A 19,496-nucleotide genomic window follows, 5' to 3' on the forward strand; every position below is an offset into this window, starting at 1 on the left:
CATTTGTTAACACTAAACGCTTTTTTACGAAAATTACCTGAAAAAATCGTGGATTTTTAGTATCAATTTCGCCGCGTAGTTTTGCGCCGCTCAGAGCAAATCCCGAACCTCACCGACCAGTTCTTCCAGGATATCTTCCAAGAAGATTACTCCGATAACTGTTCCGGGACCGTCTGGTTTGACCACCCCAGCCAGGTGAGTGCCTTGCTTTTGCATCACTCGCAGGGCATCCTCCACTTCCATCTGGGGGGTCACGGTGATTAACGAGCGAATCCGCCAGGGTTCCAATGGCTTCTCACGCGATTCTTTCTCTACCGCAATGACATCTTTGATGTGCAAGTATCCGGTAATATTCCCGGTTTCATCAATAATCGGGATACGCGAAAACCCGGTACGTGCCACGGTTTTTTCTGCCTTTACAGGAGTGATATCCGCGGGCAACGTCACCAAGTTCTCTAAACCGACCATTACCCCGGACACCACTTCCGCAGAAAACTCCAGCGTCCCGGAAAGTAGACCCAGGTCATCTTCCAAAACCCCCTGCTCGCGGGATTTCTCAACGATTGAAGACATTTCCTCGACTGTAAAACTCACCCCAACTTCATGTTGCGGTTCCATGCCAAACAACCTCACCACCGAGTTCGCAAAGCGATTCATGGCGCCGATGACGGGACGCAACGCCCTTTCTATCGCCACCATTGGGGGTGAGTAAATCAAGATGAGTCGAGTGTGGGCCGAAACCGAGGTATATTTCGGAATCATCTCACCGGCCACCACGTGCAGGTACAGAACAATCAGCAAAGCGAGAATGATAGCTAGGGAATGGGCACTGACGGCAGGCAGTCCCAGCCGTAGCGCCACCGGCAACAGCAGATGCGCAATAGCCGGTTCCGCCACCACTCCCAATCCGGTAGACGCCAACGTAATTCCCAACTGACAAACGGCGAGCATCTCGGAAACATTTTCTACCGCAATCAGTGCGGAGGCCGCCCCCCGTTTTCCCTCTTTCACTAGGGGTTCAATCTCAGCTTTGCGTGAAGCCGTTAACGAGAATTCTGCCCCGACAAAGAAAGCATTGATGGCCAGGAGTACCACCATCAAAACTAAGGCAACCCAATCACTCATGCGTCACCTCCGGAGAAGTCAGCTGCCTGCCAGGAACAGGATTGCGGGTGATGCGAACTCGGTCGATGCGCCGACCGTCCATCTGTTCGACACGCAAAAGATATCCGTTGACCAGGACTGTATCACCTTGCGAAGGAATGTGGCCCAGTTCGTTCATAATCAAGCCCCCCAAAGTTTCGTAGGGGCCTTCATCGGGCAGCTCCACTTTAGTTTGAATCAACAGTTCATCAGGACGTATCAACCCCGGAACCAGCCACTCGCCTTCCAGAGGATGATTAATCCCAGCAGCGTGCTGATCGTGTTCATCCGCGACCTCACCCACGATTTCTTCGACCGCGTCCTCCAAAGTCACGATGCCCGAAGTGCCCCCGTACTCGTCTACCACCACCGCTGTTTGACTGCCAGCATCACGCAGCAGCACCATCAAATCCGCCAGTCCCATCGTCTCGGGAACCCTGGGAACTTCATACATCAGCGACGACGAAGTGACCACGACTTCACCGCGGCGTTCATAAGGGACGGATACGGCTCGGCGCAGATTGGCGAATCCCAGGATGTCGTCCAAACCGTCCGGCCCAATCACCGGGAAACGAGAATGTCCGGTTTCCCGTGCTTTGGCGATGAGGTCGTCCGCGGTGTCATTCTGAGTCAAATAGTGCACCCGCCCGCGGTCTGTCATCACGTCTTTCGCCGCCAAACCAGAAATATGCACCGAACGGGTAAACAGGGAAGCAGTCGATAAATCCAGCAGCCCTTCTTCCGCGCTTTGCCGCACCATCGCCACGAGTTCCTGGGCGGAATGAGCCCCGGATAGTTCTTCCACAACTTCCACACCCATCCGGTCCAGCACGAAGTTCGCCGAAGCCTTGAGCACCACAATGAGAGGCTTGAAAATAAAGGTGAACGCCCGCTGCGGACGCACCACAAAGCCGGCCGTTTTCATGGGGTCTGCCAGCGCCAGGTTCTTGGGGATGAGTTCACCAAAGACCATGGAATACAGATTCGTGATGACCAGAGCGACCACCGCGCCCAGTGCCGTGGCTGCGGCCAGAGCCATCCCGGTATGTCCCAAACCGCGTGTCACCAGGTTCGCGATGGCTGTTTGGGTGGTGTAACCCACCATAATTGTGGACAGGGTAATGCCCACCTGAGTACCCGAAAGTTGGGTAGACAGATTAGAAATAGAGTCCTTCACAAGGGCGGCCCGCTTGTCGCCGTTAGCCGCGCGCCCCGCAACTCTGGCGGGGTCGACAGCTAGGAAGGCAAACTCAGTGGCTACAAAAAAAGCTGTGACCAAAGTCAGAATCAACCCCACCGCCACCAACAGCCAGTCAGCCACGACAGGACTCAACCGACCCACCGCCCTTGTGCGCCCTCATCTGAAACTAAAGCGGGACGACCGGGCTGAAACCGGAAAAGCGGGGTGGGGAACAGAAAAAAAGATAATCGCGGGATGTCTTGCAGTTTAACCACCGTACTTATTTGCCAGCTGCGGCGGCACGGACAATTTCGCGGCGGACCCGCAGAGAAGGCTGGCCGTTGCCATCGGCTAGGACCATGCCCAAGCCTCCCGCCAGCGAACCCCCAGCTACCAAGCCGCGGGTGTATTCTTTGCGTTCCTCTGAGGAATTCGCTGCCCAAACCGGATTGTTGACCACGCTGATGGGAAGGTTCACGACCGCCAAAATGAGGGCGCAAATCCGGGGGTATTTCCCCAGGGCCAGACCCAGCGCGGTCACCGCCGTAGCGGCTCCAGCCAGGCGCGACAGCAGCTTCGCATCCGAAGTCAGCATGGGCGGCAGCCCGATTTTTTCTAGGGTCGGCTCCATCTTTCGGAAACGTTCCACGTGGTCTGCGGGGTTACGCAAAGCGTCGAGGCCGTCATGAATGAACACCGCAGCCAGCAGCGGACGTGAAATAAAACGCAGTAAAGTCCTCATAACACTATTGTCCCCATTTTTTAGACCAGTTCGCACCTTTTCGAAACGTTTTTAGGCGGTGAGGAATAAAAACCACCCACTCCGGTTATAACAGGTGTGAGACAAACTTTGAAAAAACCTCTCGCCAAGCCCACTCGCGCCCGGGGCGCGACAAACCGGGCGCAATCTCTTCCACCCGCACCCTGCACAGGTCTAAACTGGGCAACGATGAGCGAAACAGTAAATTCCGTATCCCCCAGGACGCCTTCCGAATCAGAACAGCGTTTTGAAACAGAAGTCATGCCGTTTTTGAATCAGCTCTATTCCGGCGCCTTGCGTTTGACCAGGAACCCGCACGATGCCGAGGACCTAGTCCAAGAAACCTTCCTGAAAGCTTTTAAAAGTTTTGATTCTTTTCAGGAGGGAACGAACCTGTTGGCGTGGCTCTATCGCATCATGACCAACACTTTCATCAATTCTTATCGCAAGGATCAGCGTCGTCCCCGCACCGAAACTATGGCTGAGCTGACGGATTACCAACTCGCTCAGGACGACTCAAACCGAGAAGCCCATTCGGCGGAGTCTCTGGCCTTGGATCGTCTGGGGACCCAAGACATTCTCGACGCCTTGGATGCCCTACCCGATGAATACCGCGAAGCGGTGTACCTGGCTGACGTGGAAGGTCTGGCTTACAAAGAAATCGCGGAAATCCTCGATATTCCCTCCGGGACGGTCATGTCTCGTCTGCACCGCGGCCGAGCAAGGCTGCGAAAAATGCTGAAAGAACGTCTGGAAACTGAGGTGTTGGTATGAGTGAGAAAAACCTTGATCCACAGATGCCCACCGTGTCTGAATTCGACTGTGACTGCGATACCGTGACGCAGAATATGCGCGAAATCATGAACGGGGAGATGGACTTGCCCACGGCACAACGTTTCCACGAGCATCTGCGCCACTGTCCGAACTGCCATGAGGAATCCCTGCGGGTGGAACGCTACATCACGTTGTTGCGGCAATCCTGCCGCTATGAAGCCCCTGTTGAGCTGCGGGAACGCATCATGATTGAGATTCGTAAAATCTGTTAGCTACACTGTCCCTCCCGATCGGCAGTGACGCCACGGGTTTGCGGGAAGGCTGGGAATGTGTGAAAATAGGCAGGTTGATTACAAACCTGAGAAGGAGGCTGTTATGTCGAAACGCGGTCGCAAGCGTCGGGCGCGGTCCAAGAGTGCCGCTAATCACGGCAAACGCCCCAATGCTTAAAGCTTGAACGGCGGGTGCGGGATAGTGAAAACTTCCCGCACCCGCGGTGTCTTTTAGACTGAAAGACCCAAAACGCAGTTTTCCCCGGAAGAAACCAATCTTCCGGGGAAAACTATCCTTGCCCTTAGCGGGCGAAAGCGCGCGACACCAGGTCAGCAGCCTGCTTCTTGTGTACGGAAGCCAAGCCGGTGGAGGGAGCGGCCATCGCCGGGCGGGACACCACACGAATCGGACGGTCGCCGATGAAGGCATCCTGGTGCATCTTCAGGAAGGTCCAGACCCCCTGATTCTCCGGCTCGTCCTGTGCCCACACCAGTTCAGCGTTGGGGTACTGTGCCAAAATCGGCTTCAGGTCCTCGTGTAGCGGGTAGTACTGTTCCAAACGCACGATTGCGGTGGTTTTGTCCCCGGTCTTGGCACGTTCAGCCGCCAAGTCGTAATACAGTCGGCCGGTGCAGAGTAGCACGCGAGTCACCGCGTTGGGATCCAGATTGCCTTGGTCGCCGATGACCCGTTGGAACTGACCAGAGGTGAAATCTTCGACCGAAGACACCGCCGCTTTCAAACGCAGCAGCTGCTTGGGGGTAAAGACAATCAGCGGGGTTCGCGGCCGACGATAGGCCTGCTGACGCAACATATGGAAGTGGTTAGCCGGAGTGGAGGGCTGGACAATCCACATATTGTCCTGGGCGGCCAGACTCAGCCAGCGTTCGATACGCGCCGAGGAATGGTCAGGTCCTTGACCCTCAAAACCATGGGGCAGCAACAGCACCAGAGATGAGTGCTGATGCCACTTCTGTTGAGCCGAACAGATGAACTCGTCAATCATGGTCTGGCCGCCAAACGAGAAGTCGCCGAACTGTGCCTCCCAGATAGTGAGAGCTTCAGGGCGTTCCACCGAATAGCCGTACTCGAATCCCATCGGCGCGTACTCGGACAGGGACGAGTCGTAAATCATGAACTTGCCCTGTCTGTCGCTTAAGAATTCCAGCGGGGTCCATTCCTCACCGGTATTGAAGTCGTGAGCAACCGCATGACGCTGCACGAATGTCGCACGACGGGCATCTTCACCGGACATCCGAATGGGAGCACCCTCCATCAGAATCGACCCGAACGCCAACAGCTCACCGAATCCCCAGTCGATGTTGCCTTCACGAGACATCTGTTGACGCTTTTCGTAAAGCTTTTTGATCTTGGGGTGCATGGTGAAGCCTTCGGGGTAATCCACGTGGGCGTCGCCGATAGTTTCCACTACATCTCGCGGAATGGCAGAGGTCCAAGCAATCATGTCGTCGGACTGGTCGGTCTGAGCAGCGGGCAGGGTCCAATCCCAATCGTTGCCGCCCTGCTCGCCTTGCCGCGTCGGGGTGTAGCCCTTTTCCTTGGTTTCCTCGAAAATCTTTTCCAGTTTCTGGTGGTAATCCTCAACTTCCGCTTTCGCTTCCTCATCCGAGAGATCGCCACGGCCAATCAGGTTATTCATGTAAACCGTGCGGGTGGTCGGATGGGAATCAATCAGGTGATACATCACCGGTTGAGTCATCGACGGATCGTCGCCTTCGTTGTGTCCGCGGCGACGGTAACAGATCAGGTCGATGATGACGTCCTTGTGGAACTTTTGCTGGAAACGGTAGGCCAGACCAGCCACCCGCGTGACCATCTCAGGATCGTCGGCGTTCACGTGGAAAATCGGCACCTGCAAGCCCTTAGCCAAGTCAGTGCAGTAGTTCGTGGAACGGGCATTGGTCGGGGAAGTCGTGAAACCAATCTGGTTATTCACGATGATGTGCATCGTCCCGCCGGTAGTGTAGGCCTTGAGCTGGCTCATGTTCAGCGTCTCATAGACGACACCCTGACCGATGAAAGCTGCATCGCCGTGAATCAGCACGGGCAGGTAACCGTAGTCGCCCTCGATACCGACTTTATCCTGTTGCGCCCGGACAATGCCTTCGACCACCGGGTTCACGGCCTCCAAGTGGGAGGGGTTAGCCGCGATGTAGACGCTGGTGGTCTTGCCTTCGTAAGACTCGTAGATGGATTCGGTGCCCAGGTGATACTTCACGTCCCCGGAGCCCTGAACTGAACCAGGATTCATGTTGCCTTCAAATTCGGCGAAAATCTGGTTGTTGGTTTTGCCGGCCACATTCACCAGCATATTCAGCCGACCGCGGTGCGCCATCCCGATGGTCACCCCGGCCAAGCCGTCGTGGGCGGCATCGTCCATAATCCGCAGCATCAGGGGGATTAGCGATTCGCCGCCCTCCAAGCTGAAGCGCTTTTGGCCCACATACTTGGTTTGCAAAAAGTCCTCGAAGGCCTGCGCCGCGTTCAAACGGTTCATGATGGCGTGACGAACTTCTTTGCTCGGGGGTTCGTAGGGGCGCTCAATCTCATGTTGCATCCACTTGCGCTGTTCGGGGTCCTGAATGTGCATATATTCAATGCCCGCGGTACGAGTGTAGGTATCGCGCATCTGGGTCAAGATGTCGCGCAGCTTCATGTTGACGTTGTGTTTGTCACCCAGTTGTCCCACCGGGAAGTACCGATCCAAATCCCAGATAGAAAGCCCATAGGCGTCGAGTTTTAAATCTGGGTGGCGACGTACCCGATAATCCAGAGGATCGATATCCGCAATCAAGTGCCCGCGGGAACGGTAAGAGTGGATAAACCGCGCAATCCGCGCGTCCTTGGACAACTCCCCTTCCCCGCTGTAATCGTTGTTACGCGCCCAGCTAAAAGGTTCGTAAGGCACCTTCATGGAATCAAAGACTCGTTCGTAGAATCCGTCTTCACCCTTGAGTTTCTTTTCGATTAACCCCAGGAAAGAGCCGGACAAGGCCCCTTGAATGACCCGATGGTCATAGGTGGAGGACATATGCATAATCTTGCCGATACCGGCCTGAGCCAGCTGTTCCTCGGAGGCCCCGGCCCACTCTGCCGGGTAATTCGTCGCCCCGACCCCGATGATGCAACCCTGGCCCTGCACCAAACGCGGCGACGACATGAGAGTTCCCAAGGTTCCCGGATTCGTCAGCGTCACCGTGCAGCCGGAATAGTCTTCCATTCCCAGCTTGCCGTCACGAGCCTTTTTCACGAGTTCCTCGTAAGCGTGGACAAATTCTTCAAAAGACAGGGTGTCGGCATTGTGCACGACGGGCGTGACCAGCAGACGCGAACCATCGTCCTTCGGCAAGTCAATCGCCAGTCCAAAACCAACGTGCGCGAAATGGTCAATGTGCGGCTTGCCATCCTCCAGGCGATAACGCACGTTGACATCGGGGGTTTCCACCAAGGCTTCCACAATGGCGTAGCCAATCAAGTGGGTAAAGGACACTTTGCCGCCGCGCGTCCGCTTCAGGTGGTCATTAATCTGGGCACGGTTCTCGATCAGCACTTTCGCCGGAATCTGACGGTAAGACGTCGCCGTCGGCACTGACAGCGAAGCGTCCATATTCTTCGCAATCGCGGCAGAGACGCCCTTCAGCCGTTCCGAACGGTCCTCGCCCTTAGAGGCAGACCTTGCCGCATCATAGTGCTGCTTTGCCACCATTGCGGCGTAGGGCGAAGTCGGAGCGTGAACGACTGAACGCGGCAGCGGCGGGCGGTCGGAGTGTTGGGCATCAAGTCCGGCAGGACGGGATTCCTCAACAGGTTTAGCTGTTTCGCCGCCTTCTGCGTGTGCAGAGGCGGTGCCAGCGGTTGCTCCCGGCAGCAATCCCAGGCTTTCCATCTGTTGAAAATACGACTGCCATTCGGGGGGAACTGAACTTTTATCCGCGAGGTATTGGGCGTGAAGCTGAGCAATAACTTCTTCGGAGGCTGAATTATTCGACGACTGTGTCTCGGCCACTATATTTTCCCTTTCAAGGTCATTGGAAATTTTTTCCGTTGTGCTCCTAATTTAGGACTTTTAGCCTAGGAATTTCACCTTATTTCTCAGACCATGACAAAGATTTACTATAGTTCTAGTTATCCTTGGGGATTTGCGGACTTTCCCTTTTCAGTAAGCTGAGGGAATCTCGGTCAACAGGCTCCGGAAAGACGCCAAACGCAGCGCTAGTTCCGAGTGTTCATCCAGTAGGCAATCCGGAGAATCCGCAGTATGGGTGCAGCCTCGCGGACAGTCCCGGGCTATCGCGTAAAGCTCCGGAAATCCGCGCAGCAATCCCGCCGCATCAACATGAGCCAAACCAAAAGAACGCACTCCGGGAGTGTCGATGAGCCACCCTTGTGCAGCCACCGGTAGAGCGACCGCCGAAGTCGAAGTGTGCCGGCCTTTGCCAGTCACTTCGTTGACTGTCCCGGTCGCCCGATTTGCGCCCGGCACCAGCGCGTTCACCAGGGTAGATTTTCCGACCCCCGAGTGGCCTAGCAGGACTGTGATTTCACCGGCTAACTGTTTCGTGAGCGCCACCAGTCCTGGGGCGACCGGGTCAGGCGGCGGGGCCTGCGGGTTGGTCTCTCCCAGCGGTGGCGCCAGAACTACAGGTTCGTAGAGGTGTTTGTTCAGGGCAAACACTGTGATTCCAATAGCTTCGTAGTCTGCGATAAGTTCCTGGGCAGAATCCAAGTCCGTTTTCGTTACCGCCAGCAGCGGGGTGACCTTCGCGTCCAAAGCCGCCACTATCGCGCGGTCAATCATGCCGCGTTTTGGTTCCGGGTCACGCGCTGCGACCACGATTAGCATCTGGGTGGCGTTGGCAACGATGAGTTTTTCTCGCGCTCCTGCCTCGGATTCGTCAAAGCTGCGGCGCAGGACGGTTTGACGATCCTCCAAGGTGACGATGCGCGCCAAAGTGTCAGGAGTGCCGGAAGTGTCTCCTTCTACGCCCACTCGGTCCCCCACGATGACGCCCTTTCGCCCCAGCGCCCGCGCCTTAACGGCTTGCACCATGCGGTTTTCATCAATCGCTACCGTAAACCGGCCCCGGTCCACGGCGACGACCATACCGGGCTCAGCGTGTGCAAAACTGGGACGTTTCTTAGTGCGGGGGCGGCTGCCCTTCCCCGGGCGCACGTGTACTCGCGGATCATCTGTACCGATGTCGCGGCGACTCAAGAGGCTGCTCCCAACAGACGTTCCCACATTTTTGTGAAATCTGGCAGGGTTTTGGAGGTGGCGCCGATATCATCGATTTGTACCGGGTAGTACAATCCTAGGAGCGCCGCAAAAGTCGCCAGCCGATGATCCCCGTAGCTATGTAGCAGTAGCGGGGGAGATTCCGAGTCTTGGTTCACAAGCCCGGAGGGGCTGGCACCGGTAATCACGAGGTCGTCTTCCGTGGTGATTTCGCAGGGTATCCCGACGGTCGTAAGTTCGGTGCGCAGCGCTTCGAGACGATCCGTCTCGTGACCTCGCAGGTGGTGCAAACCCCGCAATCGGGAAGTTCCAGGGGCAAAAGCTGCCAAAGCCGCCACGGTGGGAACTAGCTCGCCCACCGCGGTGAAATCAGCGTCTATCGGCCACAGCGGACCCTGGCGAGAAACCGTCAACACCCCGTAGTTCCACTCCACGTGCAGACCCATTTTTGGCAAAATCTCCAACCAAGCCGCTCCTGCCTGCGTGGTGTTCGCCGGCCAAGTGGGGATAGAAATCCGCCCCCCGGCAATACCTGCCAGAGCCAAGAATGGTCCGGCGTTGGAGAGGTCCGGTTCGATGAGGACGTCCTGGCCGATAACTGGTTCTGAGGCCACGTGCCAGAAGGGATTGCCATCCTCGGAGCTGCCCGGTGTAACGGTAACTCCGTGTTGAGACAGGCACTTTAAGGTCATCTCAATGTGCGGCAGCGAAGGGAGTGCCGCAGTTTTGGAACGAACGGTACAACCATCGGGCAGCAGCGGGGCAGCCAACAACAGGGCTGATACGAACTGCGAGGAAGCCGTGGCATCTATGGTGACTTCCGCAGCGGGGCGCCCCACAGGAGGATAAATCGTACAGGGAAATACGCTCCCATCCGAGGATTCGTACTCGATATGGGCTCCGAACTGGGTCAGAGCGTCTAAGAGAGGCCGCATCGGGCGCGTATTTGCTTGTGTATCGGCGACCAACCGCACGACGCGCCCCAGCGCCACCGCCACGGCGGGGATAAAGCGCATGACGGTTCCAGCCAAACCGCAATCCACCGTAATGGGAACATTATCCCCAGAACCTCCCGGAGAAACTGTGGAAGTAGACTGCGACCACAGGTAGGGCAGAGGCGTAATCTGTACCGGTTGGTCCACAACTGGGGGCCACGGCTCGATAATCGCCCCCAATGAGCGCAATGCTTGCACCATGAGGTCCGTGTCACGAGCATACAGGACCCCCGTCAGAGAGGCCTCGGCATCACTGATGGCACCGAGCAACAATTCTCTGGCGCTCAATGACTTGGAACCCGACAGTCTCACCGCACCGAAAACGGGACCTTTCGCGCGGGGAGCCGACCAAACTGTTGCTTGCATAGGTTCAGCTTAATGGAAAAATCGCGCCGTTGACCGTTTCTAAGCACTTCAAGGGATAGGTTTAGAACATGAGTAGTCGCTGGGAAGAAGATTTACAGTTAGCACTGATTATGGCAGACCAGGTAGACGCCCTGACCACCAAGCGTTTCTTGGCTCCCGATTTGGAAGTCAGCGATAAACCGGATTTAACGCCGGTAACCGATGCGGATAAAGCTGCTGAAAAGCTCATCCGTCGGCATCTGTCACATTCGCGAACTCGGGATGCCATCGTGGGCGAGGAAGAGGGCAGCACCGGTCTGGCAGCCCGGAAATGGGTCATCGACCCGATTGACGGTACTGCGAATTTTCTCCGTGGGGCTCCGGTGTGGGCCACACTGATTGGGCTGATGGAGGACGGCAAGATGGTGATGGGGGTGGTTAGTGCGCCCGCCCTAGGGTTTCGGTGGTGGGCTGCCGTGGGCAGCGGAGCGTGGACCGGCCGGTCGCGTTCCTCGGCACGCCAGCTGCAAGTTTCACGTATCTCTAACCTGAATCAGGCTTCCTTTTCCTACGCGCTTATCGGCGAATGGGCCGAGGCTCATCGTTTGCGGGGCTTCATGAATCTCTCACAGCAGGTGTGGAGAACCCGAGCTTACGGCGATTTTTGGTCCTATATGCTGCTGGCAGAAGGCGCGGTGGACGTCGCGGCGGAACCGGACTTGAATCTGTGGGACATGGGGGCGCTCTACCCTATCGTGACCGAAGCTGGCGGTAAGTTCACGTCCCTCACCGGTGAGGATGGCGTGAACGGGCCGGGGGCAGTAGTTACTAACGGCCGTCTGCATTCCCAAGTTTTGCAGTATATCGGCTCGGAAACAGACTAATTTGCAAGGTTTTCAAAACTCTTAAATTTTCGCCTTCGGGGTTGCTCTTATGCTTGAGCCATGAAGTTTTTACACACCTCTGATTGGCATCTCGGCCGGGACTTTATGAACTATGACCTGGCCTCCTACCAGGACGACTTCCTGAGGCAAATCCTGGCGCAAATTAAAGCGCATCGTCCCGATGCTTTGCTGATTTCGGGCGACGTATTGGACAAACCCAATCCGGGAGACGCGGATTTAGACAAACTGTCCGGTTTTCTGAATGAGGCACGTCAAATGACTCGAATCATCCTCATTGCCGGAAACCACGACGGAGCCTCCCGGCTCGGTTTTGCCAAGGGTTTCACTCTGCCGGAAGTCAATATCGTGACGAAAGCTGCCCAGGTTGGCACCGCTATCGAGGTTCCGGGACCCGACGGTGAACTCGGCGCGCTGGTCTACCCCATCCCCTACCTGTCTCCCTACCAGGATCGCACGGAGCTATCCACGTGGGTTGACGATGACGGGGTTCGTCATCTCGATGACACTTTGGAGCAGCCCACCAGCAAAGACGACCCGGCACCGGTGCTCCTGGGAAAACCAGAAGTACTGTTTGGCGCGGCACTGCGTCGCATCGGGAGGGACCTGGAACGGAGGGACACGGACGTGCCGATCCTCGCGATGGCTCATGACTATCTAACACAGGTAGATCCGGATAAAGAAGTGGAACCGCTGGGAAATCTCTATCCGATTCCGGTTTCCCTTTTGGATGAGCTCGCCGGTGGACTGAAAGGAGGTCGCGGTATTGACTATCTAGCTCTGGGACACATTCACGGAGCGTATCCGGTAGATGGCACTGAAGTCACGGCCTGGTACGCGGGGTCTCCTCTGCCTTATCGGGTTAGTGAGAGCAACGAGAAATGCACCCTTTTGGTCGAGGTTCACCCCGATCACCAGGTCGAGGTCGAGAAGCTACCCTTGACAGTGCCTTATAAAGTGACAAGACTACAGGGCAGTATTGAGGACCTCACGAACCCGGACGACTCCCGCTACCAGTCCTGGCATCAGGCCTTTTGCAGCATCAACCTGACTGAAACTACCTTGCCACCTAACGCTTATAACCGACTGAAAGCGGTTTTCCCGCGAATGTTGAAGCTCACTCATTCCCAGGGCACCCTGACCGGGACGCTGCAATCTGGCGCAGAGTTTCGGGAGCTTTCTGAGTTAGAGATTGCCACCGAGTTCTTACGTACCTGTGGCATTGACGAGGAGGAAGACTTCGCTTTGCTAACCGAAATATTCGAAGACACCGTTGGGGGGACAGAGAAATGAAATTCCATAAACTTACGCTTGAAGGAGTAGGGAGTTTTTACGAGCGCACCACCTTGGACCTGGACGAACTGGCCGAGTCGGGACTGTTCTTAATTACGGGCAATACCGGATCGGGAAAGTCCACTATCCTGGACGGAATTGTCTACGCTCTGTATGGAGACGTAGCCGGTGAGAGAGATTCCACAACAGATCGTATTCTCTCCTACTACTGGGACAAAGACTATCCTCCTGAGGTAGTGCTGGTGTTCTCTGCCCACAACAAGTTTTATGAGCTGCGTCGCACGGTGACCTTTACGAAGCCAGGGCGTAAGACTGTCACTCAATCCATAGCCCAGCTTAAGGTGTCAACTACCCCGGATTTTGACAAGGTTACCGAACCCATTGCGATAGGTAGAGACGTCACGAAAGAGGTAGTGAGAATCCTCGGCCTGGAGAAATCACATTTTCTGCAGACGGTGATACTTCCCCAAGGTCAGATTCAGCAGTTCCTGACAGCAGGGGCTGCCGAACGGCATGAGGTTTTATCCAATCTTTTCGGGGCGGAAAGCTTTATTGCCATGGAAAAAGCCGCTAAGGATCGTGCCTCGAAAGGCAAGGAAACCACCAAAGAGTACACCAGGCGTCTAAGTGAGTTGCTCACAACTGTGTATGCGGATCTTTCCAACATTGAGATTACTGGTGACAATGAAACCGCTTGGAAAAAAGCTTTGGAGGAATTTGCAGCGGCAAAAGACGGGGCGGCTCAGTCGATTTCCGCCTTGGAGCAAGCCGGTGAGCCCCTCTTTGCTAGCGCCGTAAAAATTTTGCGCGAAGAAGCCGCTAAGGTTACAGACGCCGCCGAACAAGCCCAGGTGCAATCCCAAGCGGCTCAGAAAATCCTCACTGAAGCGGAAACTGAGCAGCGCATTATCTTAGAGGCGAAACAGCTGACTGAAAAACTTAAAAAACTCGTCGATAAGGAAACTGAGATTGCACAACTGGACCAGCGCAACCAGAAAGCCGTGCACGCCAACGCCGTCATGGACACCGAGAAAGCAGAGCAGAAACCTTACCGGTCAGCTGAGCACCAGCGTGGCAGTATTCTTGCTACTTTGACTCAGCTGGTCGATAACGATACGGATTTAGCCGAATTTAGGGACCAAGTATCCAAGCTGTCGGACACAAAATTGCAAACCTGGTTGGAAGGGGAGGAACCCAGTACCAAGTTGGCTGATCTGCGTGATGAGATGAGCGAAAAGATTAATGACAACCAAAAGAGACTAGAGGCCATCAAAGCCAATCTCACCCTCCAGAGTGAGAAAACTACCGCTGCCAGCAGTAAAGAAGAACAGCTGGAGTCCCTGCGCAGTCAGATTAGCCAGCTTCGTAACACCGCTGAAAAAACCGCAGAAACGTTGGACAAACAGCGCCGGATACTGAATGAAAAGAAGCAGCTTGCGGACGGGTTAGCCAGTCGGCAGACAGAGCTGAAAAATGCCCAGGAGCACCACGACAGGGCAAAATCGGCTGAAAAGTTAGCCAAGGATTTGAAAGCTGCCACTAAAAACGCTGCCTGTCTGCAAGAAAGCTACGACCGGGCACAGGAAAACGCCGAGTCCGTTTTACGAAAATGGTCTGATACCGCAGCATCTCGCTTGGCGTCACAGTTGCAAGACGGGGAGTCCTGTCCGGTCTGCGGTTCTCTGGATCACCCACATCCTGCAGTCGAAACGGCTGAAAAGACAACCTTTCAGGACTACGAAGCAGCTGCGAGCGAAGCCAAAAAGGCTCACGATAAGCTGTCTGAGGCAAACAATAAGGAAACTGAGATTAGCACCAGATTGCAAACAGTCACGGATCAGCTCCAGGGCCAGGATATAAAGTCCCTGACTGCGGCTCTCTCTGTGGCTGAGAAGGCCGTCAGTGAATCCACCACAGCGAGCAAGCAAGTACCCAAGCTGGAAAAGAAAATTTCCGAACTGGAAGAATCAAACAAACAAAACCAAACCGAGCGTGAAAAGCTCATCAAAGAGGAAGCAGGATTAAGCGCGGAGGTTGAAAACCTCCACGCGGAAATTCAGGCGTATGCTGAAAAAATTCGGGCGGAGTTGGCGGATTTTGATCCCGATTCTGACCCGCAAGACTTGTTAGATACAAACCAGCACAGTCTGGACGTGGTCAAACAGCTCGCCAAGTTTTATGATTCCTGGCTGCCAATCCGCCAAGAGTGGATTAGCGCTCACGAAGCGTTGCGCAAGTCTTTGACAGACCACGGTTTAGAATCAGTAGCCGAGGCCCAAGCCTGCGCCAAGCCCCGCCAGAAACTGGAAGCTGACCAAAAGACAGTCACTTCCTATCATGAAGACGTACATGGTCTACGCTCGCAACTGGATACCGATGCGTATCGAGACAAAGCCGCAGCCAAACTCCCCGACCTGGAGAACCTTCGTTCTGCGGCAAAAGCCAGCGAGCAGAAGTATCGCTCTCTCACCCAACAGTCGGCGTCTTTGGACAGTTCCCACCAGAATTTGTGCACCCTCAAGGAAAGGTACGAAAAGACCAAACAGGAATGGGACAAAGAAGCGCCAAAAATTGCCGGATTTGAACGCTTGTCCCAAGTGCTCAATGGAGAGAACGCGATGAAAACTACTTTGAGCGCTTACTACTTGAGCAAGCGTCTGGGACAGGTGACTTTTGTAGCTAACCAGTTGATTTCTGATGTGTCCGGGGGATACTACGAAATCAGACATAACGAAAACTATGAGTCTGACCGCAATCAGAAATATCACGGACTGGGCATCGAAATGTACAACGGCGCTCAGGACAAGGTGGTACCGCCAAAGTCGCTGTCTGGGGGCGAAAAATTCTACTGTTCACTCGCTATTGCCTTGGCTCTGTCCGAAGTCGTGCAACGAGAAAGGGGCGGCATCACCCTGGAAAACATTTTCATCGATGAAGGTTTCGGCACCTTGGACAATGACACCAGAGAGGCGGTCATGACCGCTCTGCATAGTCTGCAGAGGGAGGGAGGACGCTGCGTGGGAATCATCTCACACGTCAGTGAAATGCAACAGGAGATTCCCCTCCAGGTTCAAGTGCGAAACTATCAGAGCGGCAATACCACGGAACTGAAACCAAACGGGAAACGCAAGATTGGCTCCTACCTACAAATCAACGGTTTGGATGCGGTCTAGCTCAAGCCCAGGAATTCTCGCAGGACCTCCAGCTCGGAGCCGTCAAACCACAGCAGTTCCGGTAACTCCAAGCCCTGAGGGGACTTCCCCGTCTGCTCCGCGCTAGCGACCTGCCCCGCGCGCAACTGCGCCAGTTTTGCCACTTCTGTGCCAGCCGCTGGCTCGTCTACGTGGTAGGAAACCACTTCAGAATACTGAATCGGGCGAGTTAAGGTGTATGCCCCGGCCATTTCCGAGCGGCAGGGTTGCAGATCAGTATCCGCGACTTCCGCCACCGCCACCACCCGAAGCGGCTGGGAACTTTCGGTTTGCGCATCTAACGATTTCAAAGCGGCAGCGTGTAAAGCCTCGTCTTCCGCCACTTCTCTGTCCTCCCCATGCAGCTCGCTGGGAGCAGGAAAACCGGCAGCAGCACACCAGGCTTTGTCCACGACCGTGACCAGCGCCCCCTCCCACGTTTTGTCCTGCAGAGATTGAGGGCAAAGCGCGATGTAGGCACGAATCGTTTTCGTCCGTTGGGGGGCTTCACTCATTTTCTGGTTCCTTCTGTTCGCCACGTTTGAACTTCAACAGTTTGCTCTCCCGAATCCTGCTCCGTCCCGAGCCGCGCCGAGGAAGCAAACCGAGTTGTTTAAAAATTTCATTCTGCAGCCCTTCCAGGTCCTCCAGAACCGCAGCGCGAGGATTCGCCGTCATCACGTCACAAGCAGCCACCAGAGCACGGTCAAAATCTTCTCCGGCTTCTCGCACCACCGTCACCGGCAGGTTCGGAACCGAAGCGGACACGACACGAACTATGGAATTTCGCCAGTTCGCTCCTCCCACAGAAACCCGCCCGCGATTCACTACCGCCAACGTCGGACAGCTCCACAGTTCCTGTTCACGAGCCCAATTGTGGTTGACCAGCAGCCGGCGGATTCCCACCGGGTCGGCCAGACCGACCTCTACCACCAAGTCGGCAACGTCAAAAGCTCCCAAGGCAGCCCCGTAACGGGTCGGCCCCATCGCGGCCAGTAAATCCGACTGGTCGTCTGCACCGCTCGCCAAATCCACCAGAATCCAACGGTAGTTAATCCGAGCCATCTCTAAAAGGGCTGACAAAGAGTGCTGGCCGACCTCACGCCAACGCTCCGCCTTGGTCAGTCCAGTCAACAGGTCAACTCCGAAACCCACTCGCGTCACCAACTGCGGGAAACTTTCCGGTTTCAACTTTCCTTGTTCCGCTAGACGACATCCAGTCACCACCCCGGAAGTGTCTAAGGCAATCCCCAGCATCTGCACCAAAGACGACTCGACCGTATCGGCATCGACCAGCAGGACCCGACCATAGTTACACAAACGCGAGGCGATGTTCAAAGCTAGCGTAGACTTTCCCGGTGCTCCCACCGGACCCCAAAAAGCGATTATCTGACCTACTGAACCGGCCAAATCGGCATTTTCGGTGCCGAATTCTTCACGAGGATTGGGGGGCGGGGGAGGCATAAGGGTGGACATCATCTGCCCCAGCAGACGAGCCGCCTCGCTCTGTTCAGGTTCCTCCACTCGGGGATCCGCTTTGGCTAAAACCGAAATTCCCCCTCGACTGTTCAACTGATCCACGTCTTCCAGCGGAGCAAAAGCAATGATGGCAACGTTTTCGGCGGCTAACTCCTGGACAGTGGCACCCTCCAGTTCCAGCATCTCGGTATCCACCGCTACCAGCTGCACTAGGTGCGCCTTGGCTATCGATAACAGCTCCGTGGCATCACGGCAGCGCCGAATAACTTGCAGAGGCAGAGAATCTGACTCAATAGTTCGGATAATATCCGCTTCCAAATCCGGATTCAGGCAAGTCGCTACCCCGATGAAACTCATGATGACACCGGTATCGCCATCAGCGGGGTTTTCGTTCCGACAGCAGCGAGGATAGGCGACAAGTCCTCTTCCGGTACGCTAATTTCCACATTCGTCTGATTTTTCGATCCGAGAGCCGTTTCAGACTTTCTCTCTGCTAGAAACACGGCTTTGTTTGCCAGTTTCTGAGCATTTTCCGGCGGGGTATCCTGCTCGAACGTGCTGGCAGATTTTTCGTCAGGGAGCTGCCAAATTTCGAGATAATCGCCTTTCTTCACACTGCTTGGCAGAGGCGCGGCGAGATTGAGAACAATCCGTTTGTTGTAGGGCTTGGTTTGGCTCAGTGAGGCTTTGGGGAGCAGCTGTCCCACGGCAATAGTTTGCACGACCACAGTGCCTTCCTTCAGCTCACCTTCGCGCAAGTACTGCCCCGCCGCCCGACCTGGATTTGCTGAAATAACCTCAACATCGTCGGATTGAACGGTTTGTCCAGCAACGAGCGTTGTCTTTGCCGCCAGGTAACCCTCAAGGTGGCTGGCCAGCCGCACCGTAACGATGACCAGGATTACAGCCAGTACCATCAGGGCAATCCCCAGTATGGTACGCCGATTTATGTACCGAGATTTACTTGATATTTCCGAACCAATAGGCATACGAGACCTCCCTCGAAAACCTGCTTATAGGATTTATATCATTAAAATATAGAAGCATAGGACTGTTTTTGTGGTGGTTTTATAGCATTTGATGTACCATGATTACATGGAATATAACTTTTACACCATTGCTGATGTTGCCGATATGTTGAAAGTTTCCCACGGTGCCGTGCGTAACCTCATCAACAACGGAGAGCTCAAAGCTATCCAAATTGGCGGGCGCGGCCTCTGGCGCATCGAGGAATCCGCGATGGAGGAATACATCAAGGGACAATACGCCCAAAGTGAGGAAAAAATCGCCTCCGGGGCGGCTCTGGTGGAGTGAATCCCCTTATCTGGCAGCCCCCGAAATCAGACCCAATCAAGACAGGGGTTATTGCCAGCGATTTTCCTCAGCGCGGGCAAGATACATAGAGCAGCGCTGAGAGTGCAATGGCTTCATGGCGGCCGTGGTCGACAATATCCACGAAGTCGGCACCCACTCGCTCAATGCGGCCTTTCAGAGTCTGATTTCGGGTGGTGAACTGAATCTCACGGCGGGTGGCGGCAAACTCACGCAGTTTCACCGTGCCTGGAATTCTGGCCTCAACTAAAGTGGGCCAACGCGGAGCGGGTCCTAAGCTAGAAACGACTTCGATGGCTGGGTATCTGATAAAGATGTCCACGCGCAGCAGGCGCAAAATCAGCCAATTCGCCGCGGCGTCAGCGACTTCGCCACGCAACGACTCCCCGTTGATGAGCTGAATCTCGACCGTAGTGCCTACACTGGCTAATAAACGACCGGAAAGAGTCACTTCCGCAGCATCCGCCGCCGATAGCTCGGTAGCCTCCACTTGGCGCTGCGCTCGCAGTTTTGCAGCGAAATCAGCTGAGAGATCATCCAGAAAATCCTCGTGTTCCACGCGCTCCAGTCTA

16 protein-coding genes are annotated in these 19,496 nt (G+C 55.3%); 6 read left to right on the forward strand and 10 right to left on the reverse strand.

Annotation, left to right across the window (positions count from 1 at the left end; translation table 11 throughout):
* Positions 1–90 precede the first annotated feature (90 nt).
* The 3 genes from Q0X47_RS03155 to Q0X47_RS03165 form a co-directional block, all read right to left on the reverse strand.
* Positions 91–1,125, reverse strand: coding sequence for a hemolysin family protein (locus tag Q0X47_RS03155; protein ID WP_297722814.1), 1,035 nt, complete (start codon positions 1,123–1,125; stop codon positions 91–93).
* Positions 1,118–2,485, reverse strand: a complete 1,368-nt coding sequence (locus Q0X47_RS03160) for a hemolysin family protein (RefSeq protein ID WP_297722816.1) — start codon at positions 2,483–2,485, stop codon at positions 1,118–1,120. Before Q0X47_RS03160 ends, Q0X47_RS03155 begins: the two co-directional genes overlap by 8 nt.
* Before the next feature lie 118 nt (positions 2,486–2,603).
* A complete protein-coding gene (locus Q0X47_RS03165; RefSeq protein ID WP_297722818.1) occupies positions 2,604–3,065 on the reverse strand; it encodes a DoxX family protein in 462 nt (153 codons plus the stop codon).
* Positions 3,066–3,272: 207 nt separating this feature from the next.
* Here Q0X47_RS03165 and Q0X47_RS03170 point away from each other — a divergent pair, with 207 nt between their 5' ends.
* The gene (locus tag Q0X47_RS03170; protein ID WP_297722821.1) at positions 3,273–3,857 is read left to right on the forward strand and encodes a sigma-70 family RNA polymerase sigma factor; all 585 of its coding nucleotides are present in this window, start codon (positions 3,273–3,275) and stop codon (positions 3,855–3,857) included.
* Complete coding sequence (locus Q0X47_RS03175) at positions 3,854–4,129, forward strand: zf-HC2 domain-containing protein (protein WP_297722823.1); 276 nt, start codon at positions 3,854–3,856, stop codon at positions 4,127–4,129. The genes Q0X47_RS03170 and Q0X47_RS03175 overlap by 4 nt, the downstream gene beginning before the upstream one ends.
* Before the next feature lie 302 nt (positions 4,130–4,431).
* Here the strand turns inward: Q0X47_RS03175 and Q0X47_RS03180 are convergent, their stop codons facing one another.
* The 3 genes from Q0X47_RS03180 to aroA form a co-directional block, all read right to left on the reverse strand.
* Positions 4,432–8,157 (reverse strand): multifunctional oxoglutarate decarboxylase/oxoglutarate dehydrogenase thiamine pyrophosphate-binding subunit/dihydrolipoyllysine-residue succinyltransferase subunit, encoded by a 3,726-nt coding sequence (locus tag Q0X47_RS03180; RefSeq protein ID WP_297722825.1) that lies wholly within the window; start codon positions 8,155–8,157, stop codon positions 4,432–4,434.
* 150 nt (positions 8,158–8,307) lie between these two features.
* Positions 8,308–9,366: a ribosome small subunit-dependent GTPase A gene (locus tag Q0X47_RS03185; RefSeq protein ID WP_297722826.1), complete on the reverse strand. Its 1,059-nt coding sequence runs from the start codon at positions 9,364–9,366 to the stop codon at positions 8,308–8,310.
* On the reverse strand, positions 9,363–10,748 hold the full coding sequence (gene aroA, locus Q0X47_RS03190) for a 3-phosphoshikimate 1-carboxyvinyltransferase (RefSeq protein ID WP_297722828.1): 1,386 nt from the start codon (positions 10,746–10,748) through the stop codon (positions 9,363–9,365). Before aroA ends, Q0X47_RS03185 begins: the two co-directional genes overlap by 4 nt.
* Positions 10,749–10,816: 68 nt before the next feature.
* On the opposite strand from aroA, the gene Q0X47_RS03195 reads away from it, so the two are divergent.
* Genes Q0X47_RS03195 through Q0X47_RS03205 form a run of 3 tightly spaced genes read left to right on the forward strand, consistent with a single transcriptional unit; the run spans position 10,817 to position 16,095 of the window.
* Entirely contained in the window at positions 10,817–11,611 is a 795-nt protein-coding gene (locus Q0X47_RS03195) for an inositol monophosphatase family protein (protein WP_297722830.1), read from the forward strand.
* Between the two features lie 60 nt (positions 11,612–11,671).
* Positions 11,672–12,922, forward strand: coding sequence for an exonuclease SbcCD subunit D (locus Q0X47_RS03200; protein WP_297722832.1), 1,251 nt, complete (start codon positions 11,672–11,674; stop codon positions 12,920–12,922).
* A complete protein-coding gene (locus Q0X47_RS03205; protein ID WP_297722834.1) occupies positions 12,919–16,095 on the forward strand; it encodes an SMC family ATPase in 3,177 nt (1,058 codons plus the stop codon). The genes Q0X47_RS03200 and Q0X47_RS03205 overlap by 4 nt, the downstream gene beginning before the upstream one ends.
* Here the strand turns inward: Q0X47_RS03205 and Q0X47_RS03210 are convergent.
* Genes Q0X47_RS03210 through Q0X47_RS03220 form a run of 3 tightly spaced genes read right to left on the reverse strand, consistent with a single transcriptional unit; the run spans position 16,092 to position 18,509 of the window.
* Positions 16,092–16,628, reverse strand: a complete 537-nt coding sequence (locus Q0X47_RS03210) for a DUF6912 family protein (protein WP_297722836.1) — start codon at positions 16,626–16,628, stop codon at positions 16,092–16,094. The genes Q0X47_RS03205 and Q0X47_RS03210 overlap by 4 nt on opposite strands.
* The gene (locus tag Q0X47_RS03215) at positions 16,621–17,949 is read right to left on the reverse strand and encodes an ATPase (protein WP_297722838.1); all 1,329 of its coding nucleotides are present in this window, start codon (positions 17,947–17,949) and stop codon (positions 16,621–16,623) included. Before Q0X47_RS03215 ends, Q0X47_RS03210 begins: the two co-directional genes overlap by 8 nt.
* The gene (locus tag Q0X47_RS03220; RefSeq protein ID WP_297722841.1) at positions 17,946–18,509 is read right to left on the reverse strand and encodes an SAF domain-containing protein; all 564 of its coding nucleotides are present in this window, start codon (positions 18,507–18,509) and stop codon (positions 17,946–17,948) included. The genes Q0X47_RS03215 and Q0X47_RS03220 overlap by 4 nt, the downstream gene beginning before the upstream one ends.
* A 178-nt stretch (positions 18,510–18,687) precedes the next feature.
* Here Q0X47_RS03220 and Q0X47_RS03225 point away from each other — a divergent pair, with 178 nt between their 5' ends.
* Complete coding sequence (locus tag Q0X47_RS03225) at positions 18,688–18,906, forward strand: helix-turn-helix domain-containing protein (protein WP_297722843.1); 219 nt, start codon at positions 18,688–18,690, stop codon at positions 18,904–18,906.
* 67 nt (positions 18,907–18,973) lie between these two features.
* Here the strand turns inward: Q0X47_RS03225 and Q0X47_RS03230 are convergent, their stop codons facing one another.
* Complete coding sequence (locus Q0X47_RS03230; RefSeq protein ID WP_297722855.1) at positions 18,974–19,483, reverse strand: hypothetical protein; 510 nt, start codon at positions 19,481–19,483, stop codon at positions 18,974–18,976.
* Positions 19,484–19,496 lie beyond the last annotated feature (13 nt).

The sequence above is a fragment of the uncultured Mobiluncus sp. genome (assembly GCF_947254095.1).
Taxonomy (GTDB): domain Bacteria; phylum Actinomycetota; class Actinomycetes; order Actinomycetales; family Actinomycetaceae; genus Mobiluncus.

Excerpts from the sequence above, each read along its gene's own strand:
- Q0X47_RS03155 (WP_297722814.1), bottom strand. The coding sequence starts at position 1,125 with ATGAGTGATTGGGTTGCCTTAGTTTTGATGGTGGTACTCCTGGCCATC.
- Q0X47_RS03165 (WP_297722818.1), bottom strand. The coding sequence starts at position 3,065 with ATGAGGACTTTACTGCGTTTTATTTCACGTCCGCTGCTGGCTGCGGTG.
- Q0X47_RS03170 (WP_297722821.1), top strand. The coding sequence starts at position 3,273 with ATGAGCGAAACAGTAAATTCCGTATCCCCCAGGACGCCTTCCGAATCA.
- Q0X47_RS03175 (WP_297722823.1), top strand. The coding sequence starts at position 3,854 with ATGAGTGAGAAAAACCTTGATCCACAGATGCCCACCGTGTCTGAATTC.
- aroA (WP_297722828.1), bottom strand. The coding sequence starts at position 10,748 with ATGCAAGCAACAGTTTGGTCGGCTCCCCGCGCGAAAGGTCCCGTTTTC.
- Q0X47_RS03195 (WP_297722830.1), top strand. The coding sequence starts at position 10,817 with ATGAGTAGTCGCTGGGAAGAAGATTTACAGTTAGCACTGATTATGGCA.
- Q0X47_RS03200 (WP_297722832.1), top strand. The coding sequence starts at position 11,672 with ATGAAGTTTTTACACACCTCTGATTGGCATCTCGGCCGGGACTTTATG.
- Q0X47_RS03205 (WP_297722834.1), top strand. The coding sequence starts at position 12,919 with ATGAAATTCCATAAACTTACGCTTGAAGGAGTAGGGAGTTTTTACGAG.
- Q0X47_RS03210 (WP_297722836.1), bottom strand. The coding sequence starts at position 16,628 with ATGAGTGAAGCCCCCCAACGGACGAAAACGATTCGTGCCTACATCGCG.
- Q0X47_RS03215 (WP_297722838.1), bottom strand. The coding sequence starts at position 17,949 with ATGAGTTTCATCGGGGTAGCGACTTGCCTGAATCCGGATTTGGAAGCG.
- Q0X47_RS03220 (WP_297722841.1), bottom strand. The coding sequence starts at position 18,509 with ATGGTACTGGCTGTAATCCTGGTCATCGTTACGGTGCGGCTGGCCAGC.
- Q0X47_RS03225 (WP_297722843.1), top strand. The coding sequence starts at position 18,688 with ATGGAATATAACTTTTACACCATTGCTGATGTTGCCGATATGTTGAAA.